The following is a 25,566-nucleotide window of genomic DNA, read 5'->3' as shown; positions in this document are numbered from 1 at the left end:
CTAGCAGGCGTCGCGCACGTAGCCGTTGTCGTCCGGCCCGACGAGGTCGAGGTCGCGCAGGACGAGCGACATCTGCGGATAATTGGCGCAGCCGTCGGCGAAGTCCTTCTCGACGTACTCGATCATCAGCACGGCGTCGCCGTAGGCGTCGATGTAATCGCCGCACTCTTCGTAGGTGTTGCACTCCTCGGCGACCGCGAAGTCGGTGCCCATCTCGCCCCTGCGATCGAGCAGCTCGGTCGAGTTCTTCTGGGCGATCGCCACGCCCTCGGCGTGGGCCACGGCGGACAGCAGGGCCATGAATTCGACGGCCTGGTCCTGGGTCAGCAGGTCCTGCGAGCGCGAGTAAGAGTCGAGGTTGTCGATCTCGATCGCGTCGTAGCCGTCGGCGGCGCAGCCGGAGATCCATCCGCCGACGATCTCGGCCAGCGCGGCCCGCTTCTCCGGGGTGCTGGTGTCGAGCAGCATCTCCTGCCAATCGATGTCGATCACCGGATCGCCCATGCCGTCGCGCAGGATCAGGTCAGGGTGATCGTCGAGCCAGAAGTCCTCCTCGTCGGGCTGGACCTGGAAGCCGTTGACGTAACAGATGTTGTAGATGCCGGGCGCGGGCGCGGCGTTGCGGTCGCGCGAGACGATCTTGACCTCGCCCGGCGGGTCGTAGGCCTCGCCGAGCTGGTAGTCGAACTCGGCGTCGGGCGGCGGCAACTGGACGTCGGCGCCGCCGGTGGTGCCGTCGGTGGTCGCCTCGGTGGTGGTGCCTGGCCCGTCAGTGGTGCCCGGTCCTTCGGTGGTGCCCGGCCCCTCGGTGGTGCCGGGGGTGGTCGCACCGGTGGGGTCGACGGTGGGATCGACGGTGGAGCTGCCCTCGGTCGGGGTGCCGGAGCTGGTGGCGTCGGTGGAGGTGCCCGGATCGGTGGCGGCCTCGGTGTCGGTGGTCGGCCCGGCCGACGTGCTCTCCGTGCTGACGGAGCCGGAGTCGCCACAGGCCACGAGCAGCATCGCCGACAAGGACCACACCTGCGAACGTTGGATCATGGCCGGACCGTAACACGGGGACCTCGACGAGGACGCGCGGGCGCGGGCGCGCCAGATCGGGGTGATGCCGCCTCGCGCGCTGATATGTCCCCGACGCGATCGCGTGTTCGCGGGTGAATCGACCTGTCCCAAGGTGCATCTCGCGCCGAGGCCGGTGCAGAGCATCGCGTGACTTCGGGCGGGGCTGGTCGGCCCGGCGATGGGGACCGCGGCGCGCTCGTGGTGTCGCTCGCTCGCGCGCGGCCGCGGCGAAGTACAATCGAGTCGGCTTGTGCACCGCCGTTCGTGCGGTCACTCTGGGAAGGTGCGCGGTTCGACGGTCGTCGGCTTGTTCGGGGTCGTGCTCATCGTCGTCGGCCTGGTCCTCGCGATCGTCGGCGCGCGCGCGCTCGCGGCCACGCAGCTGGCCGAGGGCCGGGTGGTGTCGCTGCGCCCGGTCGACGAGCTGTTCGCGCCGGACATCGCCTACGTCACCCAGGGCGGCGAGTCGCGGGTGTTCCACGCCGGCATCGCCACGCAGACGCCGTACGCGATCGGGGAGGAGGTCCCGATCGTCTACGACCTGGCCGACGACGCGTGGGCCGAGATCGACACCTGGGGCGCGCGCTGGCTGTTGCCGCTGATCTTCGCCGGCGCCGGTGGCCAGCTGGTGTTCTCGGCGCTGATCTGGTTGTTGGTGGCGCGCCGGCACGAGCGGGTGATGGCGGCGATCGTGCGCGACGGGGCGCGGGTCGAGGGGACGATCGTCTCGGTCGAGCAGGACCGCTCGGACGACGAGCTCGAGCACCACCCGTGGGTCATCCTGTGCCAGTTCGTGCTGCCCGGCGACCGGCGGCTGCGGCTCGTGAAGAGCCAGCTGTTCTGGTACGACCCGCGGCCGCACCTCCAGGGTCCGACGCTGCCGGTCTGCTACGACCCGCGCGACCCGCAGCGCGTGGTGATCGACACCCGGGCGCTGCCGCCGGACCCGTGATATTTTAGGTTACCCTTGGGACATGTCGAATGAGACATGTCCCAAGAGACATCCCTACGCCGAGCCCTGCGCGGCGGCTTTGGGGTCGGCGTGGTACGAGTAATAGCCCGCGCCGTAGCCGGCCTCTTCGCGGCGGGCGTCGACCTCGTTGAGGACCACGCCGAGCAGGTTGGCCTCGCTGCGGCGCAGGGTGGCGAGGGCGCGCTGCAGGCCGGCGCGGGTGGTCGCCTGGCAGCGGGCCACCACCACCACCCCGTCGGCCATGCGCGCGAGGATCAGCGGGTCGCTGACCGGCAGCACCGGCGGCGTGTCGAGCACCACCAGGTCGAAGCGCTCGCCGAGCTCCGCCAGCAGCTTGCGCGTCTGCGGGCTCTCCAGCAGCTCCGACGGGTTTTGCGGGATCTCCCCGCACAGCAGCAGCGACATCCCCTCCGGCACGTCGCCGCCGGTGATCAGCGCCTCGTCGAGCGTGCACTTGCCCGCGAGCACGCGCGCGAGGCCGTCGACCTCGCGGCCGATCGGCGGCTCGAACACCTGGTGCAGCCGGGGGCGGCGCATGTCGGCGTCGATGAGCACCACGCGCTTCTTGGACTGGACGAAGCTCATCGCCAGGTTGACGGCGGTCGAGCTCTTGCCCTCGCCGGAGTTGGGCGAGGTGACGACGAGGGTGCGCAGGCCGTCCTTGCCGGCGGCGAAGCCGAGCGAGGTCCGCACGCCGCGGACGCGCTCGGCCATCAGCGACTGCGGGAACAGCAGGGTGTGGAGGTCGCGCTGGCGCCGTTGCGCGCGCAGGTTGCTGACGCCGATGCGGGCGTCGGCGGGCAGGAGCGGCAGCTGACCGAGCACCGGCAGGCCGAGGCCGGCGAGGGCGCGCTCGAGGTCGAGGAGGCCGCGGATCCGGTTGTCGCGGACGTCGACGCCGAGGGCCAGCAGGGCGCCGAGGGTGAGGCCGCTGACCAGCGCCACCGCGACCAGCAGCGCCTTGGGCGGGAACACCGGCTTGCGGCCCCGGGTGGCGCGGTCGAGGATCTCGATGTCCTCCGACTGCATGCGGCCGAGCATCTCGATCTCGGTGTCGCGCTTCGACACCAGCTCGTAGGACTCGGCGGCGGTCTTGGACTCGCGCTCGAGCTCGCGGTACTGCCGCTCGAGCAGGGTGAGGCCGAGGGCCTTGGCCTTCTCGCCGTCGAGCGAGCCGTGCAGGCGCACCTCGGTCTTGCGGGCCGCGTTGGCGCGGGCCTTGATGCCCGCGAGCAGCTCCTTCTCTTCCTTGGCGATGCGGCCCTGGATCATGCGCAGGCGCCTCTTGGCCTGCTGCAGCTCGGGCATCTTGTCGCCGTACTTGACGCTGAGCTGCTCGACCTCGCGTTCGGCCTCGAGCTCCTCGGCGCGCATGTCCTCGAAGACGCGGCGCTCGAGCGGCGGGAGCAGGCTGGCGCCGGCGATGCTGCCGGCCTTGTGCAGGCGCTCGGCCTCTTCGTGGACGGCGCCGGCGGCGAACGACTCGGCCTCGGCGTCCTTGAGGTTGGCGGTGGTCTTGATGATCGCCTCGGTGATGACGTTCTGGCGGTCGGCGAGGGAGATCGAGCTGATGCCGTGCTGCTGCTTGAAGTCGGAGAGGGCCTTCTCGGCCCGCTGGAGCGCGGCGAGGGCCTTGGCGCGCTCGGTCTCCATGTTGGCCTTGGCGGCGTCGCCGGTGCGCATGCGCGAGGCGTCGACGTGGGCGAGGTAGGCCTCGGCGAGCGCGTTGGCGATGTCGGCGGCGATCTGCGGGTCGGGGTAGTCGGCGCTGATCTTGAGCACCCGCGAGCCGCGGACCTCCTCGACGAACACCATCCCGCGCAGGCGCTCGATCGGGTCGACCTCGGCGGCCAGGGCCATGCGCTCGGCCTCGGAGCCGATGTCGGCGAGGCCGAGGAACACCGGATCTTGCGCGAGGCCGAGAGCGGCGAGGGCCCGCTCGGCGACGGCGCGGCTGCCGATGATCTCGCGCTGGGTCTGGTAGTACTCTTTGTAAGCGAGGAGCCGCGATTCGGTGTCCTCGGTGACGTTCTTGACCTTGTCGAGCACCTGCGGGCCGCCGAGGTGGAGCACGACGGTGGCGCTGGCCCGCCAGCGCGGCTGCAGGGCGGTGATGGCGATCGCGGCGCCGGCGAGGGCCAGCACCGTGACGATCGCGACGACCAGCCAGCGCCGGCGCAGGATCGCCAGGAAGCGCATGAGCTGCTCCATGGCCCGGTCGGCCTCGTCAGGGCCGGTCGGGTCGGGCGCGGGCGCGGTTCCGGGCGGGGGCGTCACGTCGGGACAGCTTAGGCCGAGCGCGCCGCAGCGCCAAGAGAGCGACGCGGAGGGAACCGTGCTCACGGGCGGTGACGGATCGCCCGGCAGGCGGCGACGGGCCGCGGCGCGAGCGGCGACCCGCCTCCAGGACGGGCCGTTCAGGCGACGATCGGGCGCAGGGCGGCGATCAGCCGCTCGACCTCGGCGTGGCTGTTGTAGTGGACCAGCGAGACGCGCACGACCCCGCCGTGGGGGCGCAGGCCGAGCGCGTCGACCAGGGGGCGCGAGCAGAAATCGCCGAAGCGGACGCCGACGCCGTGCGGATCGACCTGCGCCGGGATGGTCGGCGAGGGCACGCCGTCGACCACGAAGCTGATGGTCGGCACGCGCACGGCCCGGCCAGGGCGGATGTCCCCGACGACATGGACTTTGGGACATGTCCCGAGGAACCCGAGCAAGTGCTCGGCGAGGTCGGCCTCGTGGGCGGCGATGGCGGCCCAGGCGCGCCCGCGCGGGTCGGGGCCGGGGCCGAGGCGCTCGCCGAGATCGTCGAGGTAGCGGGCGATCGCCGCGCTGGCCGCGACGAGCTCGTAATTGACGCCGCCGGGCTGCAGGCGGTACGGGCCGCAGTCGTAGAAGTCGTGGTTGATGTTGGCGAGCTCGGCGAACAGCTCGGGCGCGAGCCAGGCAGCGGCGAGGTGCGGGCCGTAGACCTTGTAGACGCTGAAGACGTAGCCGTCGACGCCGAGCGCGGCGACGTCGATCGGGCCGTGCGGGGCGTAGGCCACGCCGTCGACGAACAGCCGGGCGCCGGCCCGATGCACCAGCTCGGCGGCGGCGCGCACGTCGAAGATGGTGCCGAGGATGTTGGAGCAGTGGGTCATGCACACGAGCCGCGTGCGTGGGCCGAGCAGCGGGGCGAGGTCGGCCAGCTCGAGGGTCTGACGGGCGCGATCGAGGGGCCACACCTTGACCTCGGCGCCCCGCTGGGCGGCGACGCGCCGCCAGGCGCCGACGTTGGCCTCGTGGTCGGCCTCGGTGACGACGATCTCGTCACCCGGCCGCAGCGAGGGCCCGAGCGCGACGGCGATGTTGAAGATGATCTGCGTGGTCGAGGGGCCGAACACGACGGTGCCCGGTCCGCCGCCGAACAGGGAGGCGAGCGCCTCCTTGCCGGCGGTGACCTGGGCGACGGCCCGCTGCGAGGCGCCGTAGGTGGCGCCGTGCTGGACGTTGCAGTCGCGCAGGTAGGCGCCGATGCCGTCGATGACGCCGCCGAGGATCTGCGAGCCGCCAGCGTTGTCGAGGAAGACCTCGTCGCAAGCGAGGCCGGGGAACTGCGAGCGGACGTGGTCGAGCGGGAAGGTCACGCGCGGAGGATAACCGAGCCGCGGCGGCGCAGGTCAAGCGGGCGGCGGCGGCAGGGGCGGGAATAGCTCTTCGAGCGGGATCTCGATGGCCTCGAACGGAGGGATGCGGGCGATGTCGGTGTCGTCGTAGGTGCCGGCGAGCCGCCACTCGGCGCCGTCGAGGACGAAGGCCTCGAGCACGCGGTCGATCGGGTCGACGAGCCAGTAGTGCGGGACGCCATGGCGGGCGTAGAGCTGCCGCTTGCGCACGCGGTCGATCTTGGCGGTGGAGGGCGAGAGGACCTCGCAGATCCAGTCGGGCACGACGTCGATCGGTCGAGAGTTCCATGGATCCGGCAGTCGGGACCGGCGCCAGCCGACCACATCCGGACGGACGACGTTGTGGACGTCGAAGCGGACGTCCATCTCGGCCAGGATCCACCACCCGCCGGGCCCGCGCCGGTCACCGTCGAAGGGCCCGCCGATGAATCGCCCGAGGGCGAGCTGCGCCCGACCGTGGCCGGCCAGGGGGCTCGGCTGGACGTGGATCTCCCCGTCGAAGATCTCGGTCTTGGCCTCGCTCGGGTCGGCGAGGAGGTCGTCGTAGGTAGCGAGCTTGCGGGCGGTCGACACCCACGCACGATAGCACGCCGCGCGCGCTCACGCCTCCGGGGCGGGGCGCAGGCCCAGCAACACCTGCAGGGCGGCGAGCACCAGCAGCGCGCCGCCCACCGGGACCAGCAGGACGCCGAGGCCGGGGTCGCCGGCGTAGTGCCACAGGCCGCCGAGGAAGAAGCCGAGCGGCAGCAGCAGGCTGGCGAGGTCGAGGCTGACCGATGCGACATGTCCATGAGAACATGTCGCAAGAGACGGGTGAGCGCGGGCGGTGGCGGCGAGCCCGAGGTGGACCAGCCCGAGCAGGGCGCCGTGAGCGTGGGCGAGCGTCCACATGTGCCGCCGCACCGCCTGGTCGAGGTCGAGGTAGGCCGCGACCTTGAGGCCGTGCAGCGACTCGAGCGCGAGGCCGGCGGCGAGGAACACCAGCAGGCACAGCCAGCCGCTCCGCAGGTGGCGGGCGGCGTAGCGGTCCGCGGGGGCGGGGTCGGCAGCGATCATCGGTGATATCTCGCGCGAGCGAACGGGTCACCGGCGGCGCGGTCGAGCTTCGTCACGGGCTCGCGAGTTCGCGGTGAGCGAGCAGGCTTGGTGCTCCTCGGAATCGGCGTTCGAGCGTCACCGCGCTGCGGTCGGAGATAGGCACCGCGAGCGGGGCAGTCGAGTTCACGGCAGGGGGGCGGCATCGGCTACTCCTTCAGGTCGATCGGGCGCTCGTCGCGGTGGGCGGCCAGCGCCTGCAGGGTCGCGAGATCGTGATCGCCGGCGGGATCGACGAGCCGCGCGGGGTCGGGGCCAGGCCGCGGGGCCGCGCGCCAGCGGATGAGCAGCTCGGCCGCGGTGGTCTCGCGCACCTCCGCGGGCGCGAGCCCGTCGACCTCGAGGCCGGCGGCGCTCGGCAGCCTTCGCAGCCCGCGGGCGGCGATCTGCCGCACCGCGTCGTAGGGGTCGGCCAGCAGGTGCGCGAGGATCGGCGCGCGCCAGTCGGGGCCGACGATGTCGCCGCGGCCGAGCGCGTCGGCGGCCAGAGCCCGCTGGCCGGCGTCGCCCGAGATGGCCCAAAGGACAGCCGCGGCGACGGTCCGCTGATGGCCCGCGAGCTCGGGCTCGGGGTGGCCGTACCAGCCGCGCAGGTGGCCGGCGGTCCACGCCAGCGGGCGATCGACGTGGCACAGGCTGCAGGCGTCGGGGCGGCCGGTGGCGAGGGTGACGGCGAGATCGGGGCTGTCGATCACGTGGCTGCGGACTGCCCCCAGCAGGCCGTAGGAGGTCCGCGGCATGTGGCAGTCGTAGCACGAGACGCTGCCGGCCGGGTGACGGGTGTGGGCCTGGATGTCCGGAAGGACATGGCACGAAGTACAGGCGCCGTCGCCGGTCGCCGCCGCGCGCAGCTGGTCGTCGGGATCGGACCCGTGCAACTGATGGCACGACAGGCACGACAGCTCGCCGCGCTGGAAGCACGGGGTCTCGAGCAGGCCGGTGTACTCGCGGCCGGTCACGCGCACGTGGCCGTCGGACCACATGCGACCGGCGAGGTACTCGGGGTCCTCGTCGAGCACGGCGTCGAGCCACGGCTGGGCCTCGCGCACCGGGTGGCGGACCAACTGACGGTGCGGCGCGAGCGGCTCGCCGGGGCGATAGGCGTCGCCGCGGGCCAGCCAGGTGGCCTCGTCGGGGAAGCGGGCCACGCCGTGGCACTGGCCGCACAGCTCGGCGCTGCGGCGGTGGTCGAGGCGGGCCGGCTGGACGATCGATGGATCTGGCCCCGGGGACAGGTGCATGGCGTAGCGGGCCAGCGGGCTGCGGCGGGCTTCGACGTGGGCGCGACCGGGGCCGTGGCACGATTCGCAGGCGATCCCGAGCTCGGCGACGCGGGTGTCGACGCGGGCGTCGTCGATGCGCGGCTGGCCGGCGACGGCGTGGCACGGCACGCAGGCGCGGTTCCAGGTGTAGACGACGTCGCCCTGTGGCGGCCGCAGCAGGGTGCTCTCGACCGGGACCCACTTCTGCTCGTCGGTCAGCCACGCCGAGGGGAAGGCGTGCAGCCGGCGGTCGCGCGGGCTCTCGACCCAGTAGACCTGCATGTGGTGCGAGCCGGTGGTCATGACGATGCGGCGCATGACCTTCGGGACATGTCCCAGAGGCAAGCCTTCGGCGGCGCGCGCGAGCTTGTGCTCGGGGTCGGGCAGCTCGGCCCAGAACTCGTCGCCGCGGCGCAGCGGGCGGTGCGGGCCGCCGGGGCCGTCGAGGTCGCGGCCGTCGAACGGGGCGAGCACGCTGTCCGGGCCGGCGCGCTGGGTCATGGTGCGGTGATAGGTGGCCGCCCAGCTGGCGTGCGCGGCCGGGTGACACGGGGCGCACGCGTCCGAGCCGACGTAGCCGCTGCGACCGATCGCGGGCGTGTGTCGCGTGAGCTCCGCGTGGCTGCGTCGGCGCTCGTGATGATCGCCGAGGCGGCCGGAGATCGAGGCGACCGCGGCCGCGCCGGCGAACGCGGCCACGGCGAGCAGCGGGGCGGGGCGCACGTCGGCGATGATGGCACAACCACCAGGGTGCGTTGCGAGGCCCGCAGGTGCGTGCCGGGACCTCAGGCGCGCGGCTGGTAGCCGAGAGTCACCAGCGCGTCGGCGAGGCGCTGCAGCGCGTCCGGGCCCTGGTTTGCGGCCTGGTTGACGATGTCGCGCACCGACATGCGGGCCCGCTGCACGCTCCTGGCGTGCGCGGCGCCGCTGCGGGTCAGCGGCGCGCTGACGCGTTCGTCCTCCGCGAGCTGCACGGCCTGGTGGACCTGCGCGCGCGGCAGCTCGAGCAGCGCGAGGTGCAGCTCCTCGGGCGACGGCGTCCAGCGCCACGACGAGGTAACGAGCGGGCGCGCTGACGGCCCGCCGTGGAGCTGCTGGACCCGATCGATCTCCGGCGTGCGGCGCGGACGCTCGCGGCGGAGCAGCGCGAAGAAGTTGTCGTCGAGCAGCCCGCGTCGCTCGAGGCTGGTGATCAGCGCCAAGGCGACGCTCGCGGCCGGCGCTTGCATGGGCAGCTGCGCGCCAAGCTCCGTCCCGAACTGATAGACGGTGATGCGGTGCAGCTCGTCGACGGAGAAGAGCGACAGCAGCAGCTCGAGCAGCGCCTGCCTCGCAGGATCATGCGCGGCCGGGGGTGATTCTTCGTGCTGCGAGGCCGGCGCGAGCGCGCGGCGGGCGTTGTCCCGCGCCGACGGCTCGAGCCGCGGATCGGCGGCGAGGCGGCGCAGCGCCGCCTCGCGCAGCAGCTCGGGCGCGTAGCCCATGCGGCGCGTCAGCTGCGGGCGGCCGGGTGAAGCTGGTACGTGTGACGGATTCAGGCCGATCATGTCGCTGCGGATCGAAGCCACGTCCGGCGCCTCCTCGAGGAACACGCGCACCAGCGCGGGCGGCAGCGCCAGCGCCAGCGTCCCGCGCAGGGTGCGGCTGACCGCATTGCGGCGCTCGTTCATGCGATGAAACAGGAACTCCCAGCTGAGTAGCTCGCGGCTGTCCGCATCGGCCTCGTCGAATCCGGTGCCGTCGATCACCGCGACCACAGAGGCCTCCTCCGTGTCGGTCGCCGGCACGCGCAGGATGGCCTCGAGGACACCTTCGACCCACGCCTCGTCGCGCAGGCTGCCAGACTCGCGCGTGGTCACGTGCGGGTCATAGACCAGCACCAGCGGCGGCACTCCACGCAACGCGGCGACGCGGGTCTGGACCGCGTCGAACAGGCGGTGAAGGTCCCACGCGTCGAGGTCGTGGCACTCGAGCACCAGCAGCTGGAAGCCGTCGGCGAGGGCGATCGCCTGGCTGAGGCGCTCCAGCTCGTCACCGCTCATGTCGCCGCGGTCCTGGCCTCGTGCAGGGCCGCCCGGATGCCCAGGTCTTCGTGCTGCTCGCGGTCGGCGTCGTGGAGGATCGGATTGTCCGGCAGCATGCGGCTTCGAGGCGATGTCATGCGCGTCGTCCGGGGTCAGGGAATTACACAAAGACCGATGCGGGCCGATCCCGTGCGGCCGGGGCAGGTTAGCGCATCCGGGCGCGGCCGTGCCGCGACCGCGCACGCCCGGCGGAGCGCGGCCGGGACGGGCGTTCGCGGGCGCGAGCGCGGCGGACGCGACCTCTTCATGTCTCGAAGGTCATGTCCCATGAGACATGTGAAATGCAGGCCAGTCGATCGCGCGCGGGCGCGGGCGCGGCTTCGCCCGGCGGCGCGCGGAACAGCCCGCACGGCCCGTTCTGTTTGCACCGGCGCGCAGCCGCGTGATAAGAGCCGAGCTGGAGGGTCGGCGATGGAGTCGGAGCTGCTGCTGGTCGCACGTCAAGCTGATCGCTCGTGTACGTTCGAGATCGAGGGGCTCAGCGACAACTTCTGGGTCGTGCGCTTCAGCGGCAGCGAGGGCATCTCGGCGCTGTACGAGTTCCACCTCGACGTCGTCGCCCGCCACATCGAGGTCGGCGAGCTGGTCGGACGCAGCGCGCTGCTCAAGGTGGTCGGCGTCGGCGAGCCGCGGCTGGTCCACGGGATCATCCTGCGCGCCGAGTACACCGGCGAGATGCGGCCGCGGGCGATGTACCGCATCACGCTGGTGCCGCAGCTTTATACGCTGCTGTTTCGCACCAATTCGCGGATCTTCCAGCAGATGTCGACGCCGGACATCCTGCGCAAGGTGCTCGACGGGGCCGGCATCAGCCGCCGCCGCCAGCAGTTCGAGCTGACCGGGAGCTACGCGCCGCGCGACTACTGCGTGCAGTACCGCGAGACGGACCTCCAGTTCATCAGCCGACTGATGGAGGAGGAGGGCATCGTCTATTACTTCGACCACGCGGCGAAGCGCCACGTGATGGTGATCAGCGACCGTGCCGGCGGGGCGCCGTTGATCGTGGGCGAGCCGACGCTGCCGTTCCGCATCGACGACATGGTCCGCGACAAGGAGCACGTCGGGCTGTTCCGCATGAGCGAGGAGATCCGGCCCGACCACGTGACGCTGCGCGACTTCAACCTGCACCAGCCGGACCGCCTGCTCGAGGCCGAGCACGCCGGCGCCAAGCCGACGTTCGAGCTCTACGACTTCCCGGGCGAGTTCCAGGACGCGGGGCTCGGCAAGCGGCTGGCGAAGTCGGAGCTCGAGGCGGCCCAGGCGGTGAAGCGGGTCGGTCGCGGCACCACCGACTCGCCGCGCCTGACCCCGGGCTTCGGGTTCAAGCTGGCCGACCACCCGCGCGTCGAGCTCGACGGCGAGTACCGGGTGCTGCGCGTGAATCACTTCGGCGAGCAGCCGAGCACGATCGACCACACCGCCGAGCAGGAGCTGGTCTACCGCGGCGAGTTCACCTGCATCCCCAGCAGCGTGCCGTACCGGGCCCCGCGGGCCACGCCGCGGCCGCAGGTGCGCGGGGTGCAGACCGCGACCGTGGTCGGTCCGGCCGGCGAAGAGGTGCACGTCGACGAGCACGGGCGCGTGAAGGTCCAGTTCCACTGGGACCGCGAGGGCAAGAGCGACGAAAAGTCGTCGTGCTGGGTGCGCGTCAGCCAGGCGTGGGCCGGTAACGGCTACGGGGCGATGTTCATCCCGCGCGTTGGCCACGAGGTGATCGTCGACTTCATCGAGGGCGACCCCGACCGGCCGATCGTCACCGGGCGCGTGTACCACGGCAACAACGCCACGCCGTACCCGCTGCCCGACGAGAAGACCAAGAGCACGATCAAGAGCGAGACCTACACCGGCGGCGGCTTCAACGAGCTGCGCTTCGAGGACGCCAAGGGCGACGAGCAGGTGTTCGTGCACGCCCAGCGCGACATGGACCTCACGGTCCGCAACGACCGCCGCGAGACCGTCGGCCACGACGAGCACCACAAGGTCCTCAACGATCGCAAGGCGCAGGTCGGCAAGGACGAGCACCGCACCGTCGGCGCCGACGCGATGACGAAGATCGGCGGGGCGGCCCACACCGAGGTCGTCGGCGTGGCCCACACCAAGGTCGGCGGGGCGGCCAGCGCCAGCTTCGGCGCGACGGTCGACGTCGACGTCAGCGGGCAGACGACGCTCGGCATCGGCGGCGGCCTCGACCTCAAGATCGGCGGCGCGCAGCGGATCTCGGTCATGGGCGCGCACAGCCTCAGCAGCCTCGGCGACAGCAACGTCAGCGTCACCGGCGACGCCAGCACCAAGGCGACCGGCACGGTGGTGGTCGAGGGCATGACGCTCATCTTGAAGGCGACCACCGGGATCACCCTGCAGGGCCCGGGCGGCTTCGTCACCATCGACAGCGCCGGCGTCAGCATCGAGGGCGTCCTGCTCAAGCTCAACAGCGGCGGCGCGGCCCTGCCCGGCGCCGCCGGTTCGCCGGCCTCGCCGAGCGCGCCCTCCGTCACCGCGCCGACGTCGCCGACGGCGCCCACTCCGTCCGAACAGGCCCCCAACGGTTGAACCGAGGAGACTCGCCATGCCTCCTGCAGCCCGCGCTACCGACGTTCATACGTGCCCGATCCCCTACCACGTCGGCGGTCCCATCGCCGCCGGCTCGCCCAAAGTGCTGATGGGTTACCTGCCGGCCGCGCGGGTCGGAGATCCTGCCGTCTGTGTGATCGGACAGGACAGCATCGCCTCCGGCTCGACGACCGTGCTGGTCGACGGCAAGCCGGCGGCGCGCATGGGCGACCCGACCAGCCACGGCGGCACGATCGTCGCCGGGTTCCCGCAGATCCTCATCGGTGGTTGAACCGGGCCTGTCTATTCGGACATGTTACATGTCCGAATGGACATGTTATCCGGTGCGGTGCGGGGCGGCGCGCTGTTTCTCGTAGGTGCCGACCAGCTCGGCGCGGGCCAGGATTCGCCCGGCCATCGCGGCCTCGAGCGCGGCGCGGGTCGGGGCCTGGAGCGCGTCGAGGCGGGTGTCGAGGGCGTAGAGGGCGAAGAAATAGCGGTGACGGCCGATCGGCGGGCACGGGCCGCCCCACGCGGTCCGGCCCCAGTCGTTCGCGCCGTGTCGCGCGCCCGACGGCAGCGACGCGGCCGCGTCGGCCGGCAATGCTCGCAGATCGGGCGGCAGATCGACGACGATCCAGTGGACCCAAATGCGGCGCGGGGCGGCGGGGTCGGGCGCGTCGGGGTCCTGCACGATCAGCGCGAAGCTGCAGGTGCCGGCGGGCGGGTCGCCCCATTCGAGCGGCGGCGAAATGTCGTCACCCTCGCAGGTGTGCGCGCGGGGGATCGGTCCCATCGAGGCGAACGCGGGCGAGCGGAGCTGCATGACGGCGCGAGTGTACGCAGGCCGGCGGGCGCGCCGGCTCGGACGCCGCGCAGGCGGGGCGCGGCCCGGGCGGTCCCGACGCCAGGTGAACGGGCGCGGCCGTCGCAGCGCGCGGATGAAGCCGGGTCGTGCAGACGAGCGGCGGTTCGTCGTATCACCGGCGTCACGCGCGAACGTCAGCGGCGCGGCGGAGTCGTCACGAGCGACGGGCCGCCCGTGCATGTGGCCCGGCCGTCACGCGGCGCGGGCGAAGATTTGCGGCGATGCGGCCCGGCGGTGACGCGCGGGTGGTCTCCTGCGCCGCGGATGCACCTGCGCGACCTGGCCTTTCAGCACATCTTTTCGCGGCTGTTCGTCTACAACATCTTGTGGGAGGACAGCGAGGTCGACGAGCAATTCCTCGACCTCGACGAGACCAGCACGGTGCTCGGCATCTCCGGCGCTGGTTGCCGGATCGCCGGCCACCTCAGCGCTCACCCGCGGCGCATCGACGCGGTCGACATCAACCCGCATCACCTGGCGCTCGCGGCCCTCAAGACCGCCGCGGCCCAGCGCCTGCGCAGCTACGACCGCTTCTACGACCTGCTCGGCCGCGGCGCCCACCCCGAGCACGAGTCGCTGATCCGCTGGCTGACCGGGACGTTGCCGGAGTGGGTCCAGCGCTACTGGCACAAGCGGCATTCCATGTTTCGCCGCGCGTTCTACCGCGAGGGCCTGACGGCGCGGATGTTCACGGCGCTGACGCGGCTGGCCGGGATCGACGGGGCGTGGCTGCGGCGGATGTGCGCGACGCCGGTCGAGCAGCGGGCGGCGCTGATCGACGCCACGCTGACGCCGGTGTTGCGTCACCCGCTGATCGCGCCGGTGCTGCAGAGCCCGATCAACCTGGTCGCGCTCGGCGTCAACTTCGCCCAGCGCGACCGGATCCTCGAGTCCTCGCGCGCCGGCATCGTCGATTTCCTGGTCGACCACGTCAAGCGGGTGGCCACCACCGACCTGGCCCGCAACTGGTTCGCGTGGACGGCGATCGCCGGTCACTACAATCACGACGTGCCCGACGCGGTGCCGCCGTACCTGCGCCGCGATCGCCACGCGCGCTCGTTCGGGGCCCCGACGCAGACGCGGTTCCACCGGCGCAACATCTTCGACGTGCTCCGGGAGGCGGGGCCGCACACGTGGTCGCATTATACGCTGTGCGACGCGCCCGACTGGATGCCGGCGCCGGCGCAGCACAAGCTGTTCGCGGAGATCCTCCGCACCAGCCGCGACGGCGGGATCGTCATGTACCGCAGCGTCGAGCCGCACTCGCTGATCGCCCGCCACGGCCTGGGCCGCCACCTGCAGCCGCTCGTGGCCCGCAGCTCCGCGGCCGCGCAGCTCGACCGCTCGCGCCAGTACCAGGGCGTCAACTACTACAGGATCGTCCATTGACGCCCGAACAAGCCGAACACCGGGTCTTCCTCGATCGCTATTACCGGGCGGCCCGGCCGCTCTACGACGTCACGCGCAAATACTATCTGTTCGGCCGCGACCGCGCGCTCGATGCGTTGCTGACCCGGCCGTGGGCGTCGCTGGTGGAGGTGGGCCCGGGCACGGGGCGCAACCTCGAGATCTTGCAGAGCCGCCGGCCGTGGGCCTCGTACGGGGCGATCGAGGCGGCGGACGCGATGCTCGAGCGGGCGACGGTCCGCTGCCCGTGGGCGCGCTTCCAGCGGGCGTTCGCCGAGGACGCCGACCACGGCGCGGTGCTGGGGCGGCCGCCGCAGCGGATCCTGTTCTCGTACTGCCTGTCGATGGTGCAGCGCCGCGAGGAGGCGCTGCAGCGCGCGCTGGCGCAGGTGGCCCCCGGCGGCGAGGTCCACGTGGTCGATTTCGCCGACCTGGGCGGCCTGCCGCGCCCGCTCGCCGCCGGGCTGCGGGCCTGGCTCGCGCTGTATCGCGTGACGCCGCTCGATCCGGGGTGGCTCGCGGGGCTCGGGGCGGACATGTCTCTGGGGCCAGGTCGCTACTACGTGCTCGCGCGCCTGCGCCGGCCCGGGTGACTCCATGGGTGCGCAACACAGGGAGCTCAGGTGAGTCCCAAGTCTCCTATCTGGGAATCCCTATGAGACTGCTCAGAGACTCCCTTCGATATGCAGGCATGCCGAACCAGCCTCTTGGCTCTTGTCTGTGCAGGGTGAAGAGCAGTTCTCGAACGAGATGTCTCGCCACAGACCGGTGTGACCTCCAGTGGCGAAGGTTCGGGTCGAGAGAGCTTGACGCTTGGAGGCGCGTCACGTACAGGAAAAGGGCGCTCTGAAGCGAACCAGCAGACAAACCAGCACGCACCAAGATCATGGCCTTGGTGCCACCAAAGATGGAGTTAACAAATGTCGTACATGTCATCTCATGAAGCTTGGACCCTCATGCGCCGCTCGCCGGCTCTCCTTGCCCTAGCCGCTTGTACCGTGAGCTGCCATAGGTGTGATCATTGGGTGATCGGTGGCACAAGTGATACCTCAGCCGAACAGGCCGGACACTACTGGCTGCACTGTTTGGGCCAGGATCTTCCAGCGGTCTGCGTGCCCGACCCCGACACTGCATACTGTATTGATGGATACTCAAAGGAAGAGTTGTGTGGTCATCATTACCTCAACGATCAAGGAGCGAGCCCGGATGGCGGATGGGATGCTTGGGGGGGGACTACTGCGATTATCCGTCGCTGCCAGAAGAGCAGAAGATCATCTCACCATGCGAGGTGAACTCGGACCCACCACCTCTGCCGTCGGGGAACGCTCCTTGCGTTTGGAGCGAAACCTCCGAGATGTGGGAGTGCGCAGGTGACCCGACGACCGGAGGAGACTCGACGACGGGTGGGAGTTCGACGACCTCAGGAGAGACCGATGGTCCGGAAGAAACCGGCATGTGGTATTGCAAGTGGGATCCCGAAGAGACGAATATCGACTTGCAAACCGAGATGAGGGAGATGTGCTTCTATTACATGAAGACGGCAGACATGGCCGACTCGGCCAAGCGGGCTGCAGCTCTAGCAGATACAAATCAAAGAAAGTGTTGGCAAGTGGATCAATTTCCATGCGGCCAAGGCACCGCGACGGAAGCTGCCACCGCCTGTTCCATGGACTGCGTTTCCCAGCGAGAGACTGCAATCGACGGGTTGTACAACGACGAAAGCGTGATTCCGGAAGCGGTCGGTGAAGCCCACGATACTTGGGATTGTTTGCCCGTGAGCACTTTCGAGGATACAGTTTACCCTGCGCCAGAAGGCAAGAACGATTGCGCATTCATTGCACCGGTGTGGGACGGAAGCTCGCCCTCGAAGACCTTCCACGCCACCCTGAGTCTCACCGGGTTCGACGGCGGAAGCAGTTCTCAGACCAATGTAACTGGCTACCTAGCAGTAAGAACCGAGAACTGTGATACCGTACAGTGCGATCTCGTGATCACCGCGATCGAAGGTAGTCAACGCAATTTTACGGGCGTTTACACTCTGCCGTCTGGGGCTCAGACATCGTACGCGCTGCAGAATGCAGATTTTCAGCTCACTGAGGAACTGCGCGGTCAATGGCGCTTCGCCCGCGGTACGGTCACGTTCCCCACGGATGATGCCGTGCTGAGGGCTTGGGCAAGCGGGCTGAGTCTGAATGGCTTTCCGAGCGGAGACGTTGACTTCTTTACCCAGGTCACGATCGAGCAGCTCTCGGGATCGTACCGCAATGGAGTCCTTTCTCTGATGCTGAATTATCAGGCGGAAGGTTCTCTCCTGGCGGTCTCGCTGCAGACCAACTGATCTCTGTGAGGACAGACACATGGCTCGCGTGGACCTACCACGCCGAGCCATGGTACCGTCCCGTGCGGACTATCGGCCATGACCGACCTGCGATTTCGGCTGTTGCTGTGTTCGTTCGTCGGGTCGGGGTTCGCCTGCGAGCACGGCGGCGAACCCGACTTCTTTGTAATCTCAGGTGACCACGTCGATTATAGATACAGTCGGGGGATGGAGCCCTGCGCCGGGAACGCCTTCGCTGTGAACGCATTCGCGCTTCATACCGCGCTGGTGCTGGGCCTTGATCGTGATAATGAGGAGCTCCCCCGTATCACGTTTTCGTGGCTTACCGACGAGGATTTTGAACTTTGGACGAATGATACGTGCGTAGAGGCCAAAGGATGCTCGATTGGGACCGAGGCATACAGCCATATTCCGATCCACCATCATGAGGTTGTCCACGCCCTGATGCCTCCGGGCGCCCCTTTCCTCGACGAGGGCCTCGCGGTCGCTCTGGACCCTGGTTCAGGGGGAAGCCTGGCCGAGATTGACGAGCGCGATCCGCGTCCCTACCTCGTGGACTTCGTCCAGGGCGATCTGGGGCTCACGGACGAAGCATACGGGGTGGCGGGACTGTTTGTTTCGTACCTGCTCCAGGTGTACGGCGCAGAAAGATTTCACGCGGTGTACGCAGCAATCCCACGGAAGTCGGAATTTCCCGATTGGCAGTCGGCGTTCTTGCAGCACTACGATCGCTCGGCCGACGAACTCGCCGAGGAGTATCTCTCGGCGAAAGCTTGCCCAAAGGGAATCTCGCCGTTGCCGCGATTCGAGTGCTCGGCGCCCGAGATCGTGCCCCAGGACGGGATGGTGGTGTTCCAGCGCACGCTCGATTGTAGCGACGAGGATGTCGAGGGAGGGGTAAGTCTTGCTTTGATCGACGAGGCGCGACCTGGATGGGGCGTTCGAGTGTCTCGGTCCTTCGTCATCGATACGCCCGGCGAATACAAGGTCGTTGTCGTCACTCCGACGACCGAGGATGGAACTGTCGGCTACGCCCTTCTCGGGCCATGCGGTGGTTGCGCGTGGCTGCCCGAGCCGGGAATAGCGATCACCGGTAACTCCGAAGGGGAAGTGATGTGGCTCGACGAGGGTCAGTTCTTCGTCACCGTGAGCGTGCCCGAGACCGTAGCTCAAGAAGTGTCGGTGAGCATAAGCCCTGCGCCGTGATGCCTTGTCCCGAGTGACGGCGCCCGTTACGGACGCTGGGGACGTGCAGCACGATCGTGAGGCTGTGGCCGGAGCGGCGCCGGCGCGGCGAGCAGCTCGGCCAGCGCCGAGCGCGTGGCCGGCAAGCGATGGGCCTTCAGGACGAAGAACAGGTCGCCGAGCTGCCACAGATGGGGCGCCGCGAGCACGGCGGTGAGGACTCGCCGTTGCTCGGGCATGAGGGTGGCGGGAGCGGGGCCGGGCGCGCCGTCATCCTCGTCCGCGGCGGGCGGGGGCGGGTCGCCGAACGCAAAATGCAGCAGGGCCTCGACCAGATCGAGGGTGGCGAAGCCGGTGGTGCGCTGCAGGGCGGCGATCAGCGGCGGGATGGCGCGCGCGCCGGCGGCGGGCGGCACGGCACACAGGGCGCGGGCGAAGTCGGTGACGCCGAGCTCGATGCACGGCAGCTGCTCGAGCCCGGCGAGGTCGTCGCGCGCCTCGATCACGGCGATGAGCGCATCGAGGACCCGCTCGGGGACGGCGCCGGCGCGATGGAGCAGGGCCGCGGCCGCGATCGCCCGCACCGTGGCGTCGGGGTCGTGCGCGTGGAGGGCGGCCAGCTCGGGGTCCTCGGGTCGCAGCTGGCCGAGAGCGAAGGCGATGATGGCCCGCACGACCGCGGTGGGGGATTGGTATAAGCGAGCGTGAAGCGCCGGCACGATCGCGTCGGCGCGGCGCCACTGGGTCGCGAGGAAGTAGATAGCGATCACGCTCAGGCGCTCGTCGGCGGCCTCGACGAGCTGCAGGCCGGCCGGCACGGCGAGCTCGGCGGCCCGGTAGATGTCGCGGAGGATCGGGTGGACGTGCGGGCCGCCGTCGTCGAGGATCGCCGGCGAGGCGACGGTGAAGGGGCCGGCGACGCTGCACGCGAGCATGCCGAGCAGCGCGGCGCGATCGGGGGTGTGCGGATCGTCGATCAGCTCGACCAGGAACGGGGCGGCGGCGGCGGTGGCCTGGTTGCGCAGGCTGTCGTCGAGCAGGATCGCAAACAGGTGACGGTAAGCCCGTTGGCGCTGCTCCGGGTCGGCGTCGAGCAGCATCCGCAAGCTGGCGGGTGTGTCGGTCGCCGGGCCGTAGGCGTGGTAGACGGCGGACCAGTCGACGGCGTCGAGGCGCTCGAGCATGACGACCTGCCTAGCACAGGCCGCCCGGCCGCAGAAGTGGCATGACATGTCCCCGGGGACATGTCCTACTGGACCGGTGACGCTCGGGGAGACCCCGCGGTCCGGCGCGGTCCGGTGACGCTGAAGCGTCAGCCCGGCGGGACGAACTCGTCGCAGGCGTAGTCGATGACGCCCACGGCCTCCTGGAAGAACGGGCTGTAGTCGGGGGCGCAGATGCTGTCGATGATGCCGCGGTCGCCGAAGTAGTCGACGAACTCGACCATCTTGGCGGTCGGGTTGCACTCCTGGCCCATCGTCTCGGCGTCGCCGTTGAGCGAGAGCAGCACGATCGCCGTCTCGTTGCCGCCCTTGAGCGCCAGCAAATCGTTATACCAGCTCTGCGGGGTGCCGGGCGAGCCGTTCTCCTGCTCGTCGGAGATCATGGTGACGACCAGGACCGCGTCGTCGCGCAGGAAGCCCGTGTGGCAGCCGCCGGCCTGGGTCTGGGGGCCCAGCGCGGTGAGCATGGCCTGGGCCGGGCGCTCGTTGGAGTTGCCGGTCGCGCCCATGTCGGCGACGCAATCGAAGGCGCCGCCGAGGTCGGCCTGGTCCTGCGTCATGTAGCGCAGGCCGCCGTCGATCGGGCAGGCGAGCGGCGGCCCGCCGGCGCCCTTGTTGCGGCCGGCGCCGAGGGTCTGATCGCAGGCCTCGGGCGCGGGCGGCTCCATGCCGCAGATGATGTCGGGGAAATAGACCGTCAGGCAGTTGTCGCCCGGATCGTCGGTCATGCACTTATTGTGGCACTTGTCCCACTTCTCGCCCCACTTGTCCTGGTCGTCGGTGTCGATCACCATGATGTGGTAATCCTGGGCCTGCACCTGCGATTGAATGGTGCTGATGAACCCGGGGAAGCTGTTGGCGAGGTTCTGCTGCTCGTCGCCCATGGAGATCGAGTTGTCGAGCACGAACAGGAAATCGACCTTGGTACAGCCGTCGCCGGTCGGGGCGCCGAAGTCGGCCATTGCCAGGTCGAGCTTGGGGGCGGAGGAGTCGTTGCTGGTGGCGCCGGCGGTCGGGTCGTCGGTGGTGCTTTCGCCAGTGCCGGTCGGTACGCCCGAATCGGAGTCGGTGCCGCTCGATTCGCCGGTGACGCCGGTGACGCCGGTCATGCCCCCGGTGTTGCCCTGCGTGGCGCCCGTGACCCCGGTGACCCCGGTGGCCCCGGTCGCGCCGGAGGTGCCGTCCTCGCTCGGACCGCAGCCGCCGCTGCAAGCAATCACGCCCGCCAGGGCGCCCATTCGTAGGCTTCGATCGCGCATGACTCGCTTCATTTCCCGCCAGGATCGCCCGCGGCGGCGAGGACTGTCAATATGTCCACAGAGACGTATCCTAAGGGGCCTGGAGGCCCCGGCCGCGAGAGACACGGCCGCGCTCGCAGGCGCTTCGGGCAGACCTCACGCGCGCACACGCAGGCGAGCACGGACGCGGCAATTGTATGGCCGCGCCCGGTCCTGCTCGAGGAGGGGGCCTGATTCGCCGGCTGCCTGGCCGAGCTCGTCCCACTCGAGCAGTTCAATTGCATGCAGGCGCCGGTGATGACGGCGCTGAACGCGTGCGCGCCGCGGGTCGACGCCTGCATGTGAAGGGCGCGGGGTCGGTATGGCCGATCGGACATGCTCCAATGATAATGTTCCGAGAGGCATGTCCTTGGCGGCATGCCCTTTCGGACATGCCTGAACAGGCATGTCGTCAATCGTCGCCGGCCGGCAGGGCGCGGGCGCTGCGCTCGGCCAGGGCCTTGAGCTCGCGTTTGCGGCGCTTGCGGGCGCCGCCGGCGTTCTCGCCGGGCAGGCGCTCGTGGATCGTCAGGCTGCTGAAGATCACCCGGCCGCGCAGGCGCAGGACCTGGCGCGAGCCGCCCGGCGGGGGCGGGCCGCTCAGCTGTTCGACAGAGCCGAGGATCGCGCCACAGTCGTTGTCGAGCTGCCAGCCGGGCGGGATGATGACTTCGAGGTTGCCGAACACGAGGTGGATGTCGAGCTCGATCGGGCCGCCGGGCAGGACCGCCTGGCGCAGGTCGAGGGTGGCGTCGCCGAACACCACCCGCACGTGGGTGCGCGCGGGGACGTGCCAGGCGCCGGTGCGATCGATCGAGCTGAACAGGACGCGCAGGCGGGAGCCGGCGGCAGGGACGGCCAGGGCGGCGGCGGCGGGCACCAGCGCGGTCGATTCGACCGGGCGCAGGTCGGCGGTCAGAGCGTCGATCTCGGCGACCGTGGTCGCGCGCTCGACGGCCTCGAGGCGCTCGTCGAGGGTGTCCTGGTCGATGAGGTCCTGCGCGTAGCCGTCGCCGAGGCGGGTCCGGGCCCACTCGCGCGCGCGTTGCAGCTGTCCGGCCGGCGAGTCCACGGGGCGCCTTGTACCATGAGGGCGAGCGCGCCAGGGCCGCGAGATCGGGTATGCTGGCCGTGCTTGCGCTGGGCCTGGGCCATGGTGGCGATGATGCTCGTCGGGTGTGGTCCGGCGTGGTGGGGTCGCGCGCCGGTCGAGCCGCGCGACGCATCGCCGGGGCCCGCGGGGTTCGTGGTCGAGCAGCTGGCGGCGGGCTCGTTTCACACCTGCGCGCGCCTGCGCGGCGGGCAGGTCCGTTGCTGGGGGATGGGCGTGAGCGGTCAGCTCGGCGACGGGGCGGCGGCGCGGAGCGAGCGGCCGGTGGTGGCGCTCGGCATCAACGACGCGGTCCAGATCGTCGCGGAGGGCGAGCGCACGTGCGCGGTGCTCGGCGACGGCAGCGTGTGGTGTTGGGGCCGGGCGACGCCGGAGGAGCTCGCGGAGGGGGCGCCGGCGATCCGCACGCGGCCGCAGCCGGTGGCCGAATGGCGCGACGTCCGGCAGCTGGCGCTGGGGCTCGATCACGACTGCGCGGTGGTGGGCGGCGGCGGCGTGGTGTGCCGCGGCGAGGGCTGGCGCGGGGCGCCGGCCGGAGTATTCGCCGGCCGGGTGTTCGCCAGTGGGTCGGGCGCGGTGCCCCGGCTCGGGTCGGTGGTGGAGGTCGCGGTCGGTTATGCGTTCAGCTGCGCGCGCACGACCGCGGGCGAGGTGCTGTGCTGGGGCTGGAACGAGTACGGCCAGTGCGGCGACGCGTCGGGACGAGAGCACCTGACGCCGGTCAAGGTCGAGGGCATCGCCGGGGCGCAGGCGCTGACAGCTGGCTTCGATCACGCGTGCGCGCTGCTGTCCGATGGGACAGCCGTGTGCTGGGGCGGTGATACGTTCGGGCAGCGCGGCGACGGCGGCACGGCGACGGCGGGCCCGCCGGCGCGGGTGGTCGGCCTCGGCGAGGCGCAGCGCGTGGCGGCCGGGCAGTACCGGACGACGGCGATGCTGGCCGATGGCACAGCTCGCGGCTGGGGCCGCGAATTGGGCGAGGAGCGCACGCTGTGGCCCGAGTGCGGCGAGCCGCGCGAGTACGTGGTGGAGGCGGAGACGCCGTCGCCCCGAGGCGCGCCGCCGGAGCCGTACTGCGCGGCGCCGGCGATGCTGCCGCTGGCAGAGGCGAGCGAGGTGGTGGTCGGGCAGCTGCACGCGTGCGCCCGCACCGACGAGGGGCAGGTGCTGTGCTGGGGCAGCAACGCGTACGGCGGGGTGGGCGACGGCGGGTTCGACGATCGCCCGCGACCGACGCCGGTGGCCTGGTGAGCGGCCCGGGGCCGCGTCGGGACACCGGCGATGCGTGCGCGGTGCCCTTGATGGACATGCCCGCAGGAGCATGTTCATGCGGTCATGCTCATGAGGACATGTCCCAGGGGACATGACCAGTTTTAAAAACTGATCTGGACGGAGCCGGGGCCGAGGCTCAGGCTGGCGCCGGGGCGGTCGCGGTTGTGGCGGGCGAGGGCGACGCCGTTGATGATGGTCGAGACGAGGGAGATCTTGCCGAGGACGACGGCGCCGATGCCGAAGACGGGCCGGCCGAGGATGCCGCAATCACGGCAGTCGGACGGAGGCAAGGCGGCGACGAGGCCGAGAGTGAGCACGCTGAGGCCGAGGGCGACGCCCCAGCCGATCTGGCGCCCGCGCAGCTGATCGTGCCGCCGGGCCCACTTGTCCCAGGCGTCGTCGCGCAGCGCGACCGGCTCGCTCGGGATCGGCAGCGGCGCGGGGAGGCCGGCGGGCGGGAGGTAGTAGCCAGGCGGCGGGTCGTACCAGCCAGGCGGCGGATCGTAGTACCCGGCGGGCGGATCTTTATAAATGGGGGGACCGCCGGGCGGGTCGGATTCGTAGTAGGCGGGCGGTGGATCGTAGAAGCCGGGCGGCGGGTCGTAGTGGCCCGGCGGCGGGTCGACGTAGATCGGTTGCATGTAGCTCGGCGCGCTGGTGTCGTCGGCGACGGCCGGGGCCGGCTCGGCGGCGAGGGTGCTGGTCGTGACCACGAGCGCGGCGAGCGAGGCGAACATCGCCCCACGATATCGCATCACCAGGGCCGCGCCCGCGTGCCCGGGGCCGGGGGCGGCGAGGCCCGGCGAGCTGCGGTGATACCGTCGTTCTCGCGGCGGTGAGTGGCCCCCGCGGCCCGCGACGAGCGAGCGACGCCGCGCGGGCGCAGGGGCGAAGGGTGGGCGCGCAGGAGCCGCGAGGGCCGGGAGCGCCTGCGCCAGGGCAGGCGGCGAGGTCCTATGATTCGAGGCATGCGCCGCTCCTGGATCGCAGGAGCATCGCGTCGGGCGAGCGCCTGTGCGTCGCGGTTGCGACGGGGCGCTGCGCCGCGGCACCCGCGACCCCGCGAGCGGCTGCATTGACGGGCAGCCGCTCGTCGCGGCCCGGTTCACGAGGTCACGCGGGGCAGGCGAGCGGCGACACCGTCGGGCTGCCCGCTCATCGCGGCCCGGTTCACGAGGGCACGCGAGCCCGCGAGCGGCGACACGGTCGGGCAGCCGCTCGTCGCGGCCCGGTTCACGAGGTCACGCGGGGCAGGCGGGCGGGGTCGCGTCGCACATGCCCAGGGTCCACGGCGGCAAGTAGTCGTCGGGCGCCGGCTCGTACGGGGTCGGCGTCGCGCCGATGAGGCACGCCGTCAGCTTCTCGGGGGTCGGGTCGGCCAGGCAGTCGTCGAAGAACGCCGGCGGCTGCAGCAGGACCCGCTGCGACTGGGCCAGGGTGTCGATGCAGCAGGCCTTGTAGTCCCAGCTCCAGGTCATCAGCACGCCCTCGTCGCCGACGATGTCGACGTTCGCCAGCACGCTGACGGCCGCGTCGGCCTCGAAGCCCTGGATGTCGCCCCACTCGATCGTCACGCGGCCGATGGCGCGATCGCGCAATTGCTGGAGCACGCACACGGCGTCCTCGACCGGGGAGTGGAGGGTCAGCAGCTCCAGCGAGTCCGGGGTGTTCTGCAGCTTGATCGGCTTGCAGGCCTGCGGGAGCCCGCAGTCCCAGCCGCGGAAGTCGCAGGGCGGGACGCAGCCGCTGGGGTTGAAGTCCTCGCAATCGAAGGTGAAGCGCGTCAGGCAGGCGTCGATCTCGCAGGCCATCACGGGCTCGTCGGTGGTGGCCTCGGTGGTGGTGCCGGGCTCGAGGGTGGTGGCCTCGGTGGTGGTCCCGGGCTCGACGGTGGTGGTGCCGGGCTCGGTGGCGGCGGTCGCCTCGGTGGTCGTCGGGCCGGTCGTGAGCGCGTCCGTGGTGCTCGTGGTCGACGGGTCGCCGTCGCTCGCGGTCTCTTTGGTGCCGGGGCCGCAAGCGAGCGCGAGCGCGGCACACAGGGTCATGGTCGTGGCGAGGATCGAGTCGCAGGTCGTCATGGCGGCGTCGCCGTGCACGGCCCGCTCCACCGGTTCATCGCGGATTTTCTCCACATTGCGCCGCTGTCATGAGGACCGTCATGACATCGTCGTCGTCTCGGTCGATCGCCGATGAC

The 25,566-nt window shown here is 70.8% G+C and carries 21 protein-coding genes; 8 read left to right on the top strand and 13 right to left on the bottom strand.

Annotated elements, in window-relative coordinates; translation table 11 throughout:
• Entirely contained in the window at positions 1-1,038 is a 1,038-nt protein-coding gene (locus tag POL25_RS32005) for an endo alpha-1,4 polygalactosaminidase (RefSeq protein ID WP_272090077.1), read from the bottom strand.
• Positions 1,039-1,342: 304 nt separating this feature from the next.
• Here POL25_RS32005 and POL25_RS32000 point away from each other — a divergent pair, with 304 nt between their 5' ends.
• Positions 1,343-2,011, top strand: a complete 669-nt coding sequence (locus POL25_RS32000; protein ID WP_272090076.1) for a DUF3592 domain-containing protein — start codon at positions 1,343-1,345, stop codon at positions 2,009-2,011.
• A gap of 54 nt (positions 2,012-2,065) precedes the next feature.
• On the opposite strand, the gene POL25_RS31995 is transcribed toward POL25_RS32000, so the two are convergent.
• The 6 genes from POL25_RS31995 to POL25_RS31970 form a co-directional block, all read right to left on the bottom strand.
• Entirely contained in the window at positions 2,066-4,309 is a 2,244-nt protein-coding gene (locus tag POL25_RS31995; RefSeq protein ID WP_272090075.1) for a GumC family protein, read from the bottom strand.
• Positions 4,310-4,449: 140 nt separating this feature from the next.
• Positions 4,450-5,661, bottom strand: a complete 1,212-nt coding sequence (locus POL25_RS31990) for an aminotransferase class V-fold PLP-dependent enzyme (protein WP_272090074.1) — start codon at positions 5,659-5,661, stop codon at positions 4,450-4,452.
• A 33-nt stretch (positions 5,662-5,694) separates the two neighbouring features.
• Positions 5,695-6,273, bottom strand: a complete 579-nt coding sequence (locus POL25_RS31985; protein WP_272090073.1) for a Uma2 family endonuclease — start codon at positions 6,271-6,273, stop codon at positions 5,695-5,697.
• Between the two features lie 27 nt (positions 6,274-6,300).
• Positions 6,301-6,756 (bottom strand): hypothetical protein, encoded by a 456-nt coding sequence (locus tag POL25_RS31980; protein WP_272090072.1) that lies wholly within the window; start codon positions 6,754-6,756, stop codon positions 6,301-6,303.
• A gap of 188 nt (positions 6,757-6,944) precedes the next feature.
• The gene (locus POL25_RS44635; protein ID WP_272090071.1) at positions 6,945-8,780 is read right to left on the bottom strand and encodes a cytochrome c3 family protein; all 1,836 of its coding nucleotides are present in this window, start codon (positions 8,778-8,780) and stop codon (positions 6,945-6,947) included.
• Positions 8,781-8,842: 62 nt separating this feature from the next.
• Positions 8,843-10,099, bottom strand: coding sequence for a hypothetical protein (locus POL25_RS31970; RefSeq protein WP_272090070.1), 1,257 nt, complete (start codon positions 10,097-10,099; stop codon positions 8,843-8,845).
• A 453-nt stretch (positions 10,100-10,552) separates the two neighbouring features.
• Between POL25_RS31970 and POL25_RS31965 the strand changes: the two genes are divergently transcribed.
• Together POL25_RS31965 and POL25_RS31960 are read left to right on the top strand one after the other, a co-directional pair.
• Complete coding sequence (locus POL25_RS31965) at positions 10,553-12,691, top strand: type VI secretion system Vgr family protein (protein WP_272090069.1); 2,139 nt, start codon at positions 10,553-10,555, stop codon at positions 12,689-12,691.
• A 16-nt stretch (positions 12,692-12,707) separates the two neighbouring features.
• Positions 12,708-12,983, top strand: a complete 276-nt coding sequence (locus POL25_RS31960) for a PAAR domain-containing protein (RefSeq protein ID WP_272090068.1) — start codon at positions 12,708-12,710, stop codon at positions 12,981-12,983.
• Between the two features lie 45 nt (positions 12,984-13,028).
• Here POL25_RS31960 and POL25_RS31955 read toward each other — a convergent pair whose 3' ends face one another.
• A complete protein-coding gene (locus POL25_RS31955) occupies positions 13,029-13,517 on the bottom strand; it encodes a YbhB/YbcL family Raf kinase inhibitor-like protein (RefSeq protein WP_272090067.1) in 489 nt (162 codons plus the stop codon).
• A 306-nt stretch (positions 13,518-13,823) separates the two neighbouring features.
• On the opposite strand from POL25_RS31955, the gene POL25_RS31950 reads away from it, so the two are divergent.
• From POL25_RS31950 to POL25_RS31935, 4 genes are all read left to right on the top strand, one after another.
• Positions 13,824-14,948 (top strand): DUF3419 family protein, encoded by a 1,125-nt coding sequence (locus POL25_RS31950; RefSeq protein ID WP_272090066.1) that lies wholly within the window; start codon positions 13,824-13,826, stop codon positions 14,946-14,948.
• Complete coding sequence (locus POL25_RS31945; protein WP_272090065.1) at positions 14,945-15,559, top strand: class I SAM-dependent methyltransferase; 615 nt, start codon at positions 14,945-14,947, stop codon at positions 15,557-15,559. The genes POL25_RS31950 and POL25_RS31945 overlap by 4 nt, the downstream gene beginning before the upstream one ends.
• A gap of 860 nt (positions 15,560-16,419) precedes the next feature.
• Positions 16,420-17,304 (top strand): hypothetical protein, encoded by an 885-nt coding sequence (locus POL25_RS31940; protein ID WP_272090064.1) that lies wholly within the window; start codon positions 16,420-16,422, stop codon positions 17,302-17,304.
• A gap of 78 nt (positions 17,305-17,382) precedes the next feature.
• Positions 17,383-18,510 carry a hypothetical protein gene (locus tag POL25_RS31935; protein WP_272090063.1) on the top strand — a complete coding sequence of 376 codons (1,128 nt, stop codon included), beginning with the start codon at positions 17,383-17,385 and terminating at the stop codon, positions 18,508-18,510.
• A gap of 26 nt (positions 18,511-18,536) precedes the next feature.
• Here POL25_RS31935 and POL25_RS31930 read toward each other — a convergent pair whose 3' ends face one another.
• From POL25_RS31930 to POL25_RS44630, 3 genes are all read right to left on the bottom strand, one after another.
• Positions 18,537-19,673, bottom strand: coding sequence for a hypothetical protein (locus POL25_RS31930; protein WP_272090062.1), 1,137 nt, complete (start codon positions 19,671-19,673; stop codon positions 18,537-18,539).
• Positions 19,674-19,801: 128 nt separating this feature from the next.
• A complete protein-coding gene (locus POL25_RS31925) occupies positions 19,802-20,971 on the bottom strand; it encodes a hypothetical protein (protein ID WP_272090061.1) in 1,170 nt (389 codons plus the stop codon).
• A gap of 430 nt (positions 20,972-21,401) precedes the next feature.
• Positions 21,402-22,061, bottom strand: coding sequence for a DUF1707 SHOCT-like domain-containing protein (locus tag POL25_RS44630; RefSeq protein WP_272090060.1), 660 nt, complete (start codon positions 22,059-22,061; stop codon positions 21,402-21,404).
• A 63-nt stretch (positions 22,062-22,124) separates the two neighbouring features.
• Between POL25_RS44630 and POL25_RS31915 the strand changes: the two genes are divergently transcribed.
• Positions 22,125-23,351 (top strand): RCC1 domain-containing protein, encoded by a 1,227-nt coding sequence (locus POL25_RS31915; RefSeq protein ID WP_272090059.1) that lies wholly within the window; start codon positions 22,125-22,127, stop codon positions 23,349-23,351.
• Positions 23,352-23,473: 122 nt separating this feature from the next.
• Here POL25_RS31915 and POL25_RS31910 read toward each other — a convergent pair whose 3' ends face one another.
• Entirely contained in the window at positions 23,474-24,109 is a 636-nt protein-coding gene (locus tag POL25_RS31910; RefSeq protein WP_272090058.1) for a hypothetical protein, read from the bottom strand.
• Positions 24,110-24,613: 504 nt separating this feature from the next.
• The gene (locus POL25_RS31905; protein WP_272090057.1) at positions 24,614-25,504 is read right to left on the bottom strand and encodes a hypothetical protein; all 891 of its coding nucleotides are present in this window, start codon (positions 25,502-25,504) and stop codon (positions 24,614-24,616) included.
• Positions 25,505-25,566 lie beyond the last annotated feature (62 nt).

The sequence above is a fragment of the Nannocystis bainbridge genome, from assembly GCF_028368995.1.
Taxonomy (GTDB): Bacteria; Myxococcota_A; Polyangia; order Nannocystales; family Nannocystaceae; genus Nannocystis; species Nannocystis bainbridge.
The sequence above is the reverse complement of the archived record's forward strand: the minus strand, read 5'-3'. Positions and strand labels throughout refer to the sequence as shown.